General features: G+C 67.2%; 3 protein-coding genes and 1 pseudogene. 3 read left to right on the top strand and 1 reads right to left on the bottom strand.

Going from position 1 to position 3,732, the window contains the following annotated elements; genetic code table 11:
- Positions 1 to 343 precede the first annotated feature (343 nt).
- The 3 genes from HMPREF3086_RS08465 (at position 344) to HMPREF3086_RS08455 (ending at position 3,394) form a co-directional block, all read left to right on the top strand.
- A complete protein-coding gene (locus HMPREF3086_RS08465) occupies positions 344 to 994 on the top strand; it encodes a hypothetical protein (RefSeq protein WP_070721324.1) in 651 nt (216 codons plus the stop codon).
- A gap of 73 nt (positions 995 to 1,067) precedes the next feature.
- On the top strand, positions 1,068 to 1,592 hold the full coding sequence (locus HMPREF3086_RS08460) for a copper chaperone PCu(A)C (protein WP_070721322.1): 525 nt from the start codon (positions 1,068 to 1,070) through the stop codon (positions 1,590 to 1,592).
- Between the two features lie 185 nt (positions 1,593 to 1,777).
- Complete coding sequence (locus tag HMPREF3086_RS08455; RefSeq protein ID WP_371441661.1) at positions 1,778 to 3,394, top strand: PepSY-associated TM helix domain-containing protein; 1,617 nt, start codon at positions 1,778 to 1,780, stop codon at positions 3,392 to 3,394.
- Between the two features lie 133 nt (positions 3,395 to 3,527).
- On the opposite strand, the pseudogene HMPREF3086_RS08450 reads toward HMPREF3086_RS08455, so the two are convergent.
- Positions 3,528 to 3,732, bottom strand: a pseudogene (locus tag HMPREF3086_RS08450) (iron transporter); the annotation flags it as partial.

Genomic DNA, 3,732 nt, shown 5'->3' with positions numbered 1-3,732 from the left:
GCATGAATCTAATACGCAGACCTTCCACCTGGCGGTGGCGAGTTGCCGATCACGCGAACTCGACCGCTCCCCGAGATGCCCGCAGCTCGTTCGAGTCCGGGCCGCACGTGACCTGCGTGTGAGCGAGCATCGAGTTGTTGAGTGGCCTCATGTCGGCTGTCGAACTCGGGCCGCTGACGGCATGCGAGGGCCGCCCCGGTCTCACACCGAGTTCCTGAACCCCGCCGCCCGGGGAACCTCACCTCCCATAGGCGTTACGACCGCGTGACCTCGTCCGCGTCCCTCGCTCGGGTAGGCATCTGCAGCAGTGAGCCGACATGAGGGTGTGTTCTATGCTCAGCGCGTGTCGGCTGATCGGCTGCGGTCTGAGCTCCCCCCAGCGCTGACTGCTGTCGTGGGCATGGTCGTGGCGGTGGTCAGTGGAGTGTTCGGTATTAGCGCCCACGGACTGGCCGCCCCCCTGGACATGGGACCGGTGACCGCCGGGCAGGTGCTCATGGTGGGCGCCGCCAGCGCGGGGGTCGGGGCGGTCACTGCCGCGGTGGCCCGCCACCGACGCCCCCTCGTCGCCTCCGCGTTCGGGCTGATCTGTGGCCAGGGCGTCGTCCACCTGGTGATGTCTGCCGGGCACTCTCACCCCACCTCCGCGGCGCATGCGGCCTCACCCCATTCGCTTGGACATCACGTGGCCGATCCGGCAGCTGTACGGGCCGCAATGGACACCGCGGCCTTCGACCCCGTGGCATCCGCGGCGGCGCTGATGTCCCCGGCAATGCTTGCGGCGCATGTGGCCGCGATCGGTGCCGCACTGATGGTCATCGCCGTGCTGGCCGGGGCCCTGGCCTGGCTGTCGGCGCGCACGTTCCTGCCCCCGTCAATCGTGCACCTGGCCTGCGCCGTGGTCATCCTCGTGGCGCCTCGGCAGGTCGATGCCCGTGGGAACAAGTACCTGATCTCGCGTGGAGGAACAAGAGCGCCGCCCGTGGCCGTGTGACCACCTCTCCCGCACCCAGCAGCGCATCCGGGCTACTGGGATCCTTCACACACCCCTTTTTCAAGGACTCGCCATGCGTACCTACACCCATACCGCTCTCGCGACGGCAGGAGCTCTCGCTCTGGCCCTGACCGCCGCCTGCAGCACAGACGACACACCTGCCCCCGCCGACACCGGCACCGACCTTGTCGTCTTCGACGACGGTTGGGCCAAAGCCACCGAGGACGAGATGAGCGGCGTGTTCGGCACGATCCGCAACCCCGGTGACACCGAGCTACACCTGACCGGCGTCACCGGCCAGGTCGGTGGCACCACCGAACTGCACGAGACCGTTCCAGGCGCCTCCGGGTCGATGATGCAAGAAAAGGAAGACGGGTTTGTCATCCCCGCCGGCGGCGAGTTGGTGCTCGAGCCCGGCGGCAACCACATCATGTTGATGGATCTCGACCAGCCCATCACGACCGGTCAGCAGATCACCATCACCCTGCAGTTCGACGACACCACCGAGCAGGACATCACCGTCTCCGCCCGGGACTTCCAAGGCGGCGAGGAACAGTACGTCGGTGACGCCCATAGCGGGATGAACCACGACAACTAAACCCACACCGCTCGCCACCTAGCCGCGCGGCGGGCACCGGTCACCGCTACTGCGGCGTGCGGTCAGTGCGCCCCGCTGCGCCCCACTACAGGGCGCACCGGGCACCACCGCGCGTATGCCGCAACGCGACGACCTGCCCGCCTGCCGGTGTGGTCACTATCCCTTCCCCGACCCCCAGCCCCGTAATGCAAATGCCGGGGCACCGTCGGGTGATCGGTCGTGCCCGCCGTTCCCACCCCTACACCGCAGCCGTTACACACGGCGCACCCCGCCACACCTGTGGGCGCACCAGTGCGCACCAGCACCTGCGTGAAAGGTCTTGTTTCTCGATCATGTCTGTCACACATCCCACCGCCAGTCACACCCACGACCCCGGTCCATCCGGACCAGACCACCCCACCCGCTCTGTGGGCGCTCAGCTTGGCGCGATCCTGGCGCGCGTCCACTTCTACGCCGGGGTTTTCGTCGCACCGTTTCTGATCGTCGCGGCCCTGTCTGGGGCCCTCTACGCAGTGGCGCCAACCCTGGAAAAGCTCGTCTACCACGACCAGATCACCGCGCCACCCTCGTCGACCGTGCTGCCGTTGGAGCAGCAGATCGCCGCCGCGCAGGCCCGGTTCCCCGGCCTGGACGTGGTCCAGATCTGGCCTGCCGACCACCCCGGAACCGCCACCCGCATCCTGTTCGCCGATGACTCCCTCGAAGACGGTCTGGAACGTGCTGTCTTCGTCGACCCGGGCACCGCAACAGTGCAGGGCGATCTCTCCAGCTACAGCGGGCTCGGCGAGCTGCCGGTGCGCAGCTGGATCTCCAGCCTGCACAGGGATCTCCACCTCGGCCCGCCCGGTGAGGTCTACTCCGAGCTCGCCGCCTCCTGGCTGCTCATCCTCGCGCTCACCGGACTCGTCCTGTGGTGGCGCAAGGTGCGTTCCACACGCCACGGAAAAACTTCCACCATGAGCCCCTTCCTGCGAGGGATTCCGGCCCGTCCCGGATCACGCCAGAAGACGATGAGCCTGCACGCCACCCTGGGTACCTGGTTCACCATCGCCATCCTCGGCATAGCGATGACCGGCCTGACCTGGTCGACCTTCGCCGGCGCCAACATCGACACCGTCGTGGACAAGATGAGCTGGCGATCAGAGCCGTTGCAGACGTCCTTGACCGAAAACGCACCAGCGGCAGCGGGCGAGCATTCCGAGCACCAAGGCCACACCCCGACTTCAGCGGCCTTCCAGGTCCCGGTCGCCCAAGCCCACGAGGTCCTGGCTGTGGCACGCCAGGCCGGCCTGGACGGGCCAGTGCGGATGTTCCCGCCCAGCGAGGCCGACACCGCCTGGAAAGTCAGCGAGCGGTGGGTCCCGTGGACCTTCAGTTCCGACTCGATCGCCATCGACGGCGCCACTGGCCGGATAGTCGATACGCAGGACTTCGACGATCTCTCGCTGTACTCGAAACTCTCCTCATGGGGCATCTACCTCCACATGGGAATCCTGTTCGGCCTACCCCTGCAGATCGCTCTCGCCGCCACAGCTCTGGCGATCGTTGCGATGGCGATCCTTGGCTACCGAATGTGGTGGAGGCGCCGTCCCACCCGCGGCGGACTGCCCACCGCCCTGGGCCAGCTCACCGGCCACCACTGGCAGGCCTACCTCATCGCCGCAGCACTCGCTGTGGCGATCGGAGCGTTCCTTCCGTTATTGGGCGCCTCGCTCGCCGTGTTCCTCACGATCGACCTGGCACTGGCCACACGAAGAACCATCGCGGCTAACAGGGCAAGCACGCCCGCCACCAGTAAGTAAGACACGCCCCTGCCTGCCGATCGCATAGCGAGGGCAGGCAGGGGCAGGTTGGCCGGACCTGCGACAGCGAAATGCGCTCCGGGGAGGGGGCGGGGTTTGTTACGTGCGTCCCGGCCGGCCATGGTTCGAGGGCTTAGAGCCAGTCGTTGCCACGGAGACGAAGAGCGCTCACGTCAAGGCCAGGGGTGATGCCCGTTTGGGGTGCGAGATCGTGCTTTTCCAGGACTGCGCGGAGCGTCTCGGCCGCGTCGATGTTCAGCGGGCTCGAGACCCACATACCGTAGGGCAGATTGACGAAGCGGTTCTCGCGCACGGCTTTGAGGTCCCGGCTGGCGGGG

Source organism: Dietzia sp. HMSC21D01 (genome assembly GCF_001815995.1).
Taxonomy (GTDB): domain Bacteria; phylum Actinomycetota; class Actinomycetes; order Mycobacteriales; family Mycobacteriaceae; genus Dietzia; species Dietzia cinnamea.
This window is presented reverse-complemented; position numbering and strand designations above follow the sequence as displayed.

Bases quoted from the DNA above. Each gene is read 5' to 3' on its own strand.
- HMPREF3086_RS08460 (WP_070721322.1), top strand. From the start codon at position 1,068: ATGCGTACCTACACCCATACCGCTCTCGCGACGGCAGGAGCTCTCGCT.
- HMPREF3086_RS08455 (WP_371441661.1), top strand. From the start codon at position 1,778: ATGCAAATGCCGGGGCACCGTCGGGTGATCGGTCGTGCCCGCCGTTCC.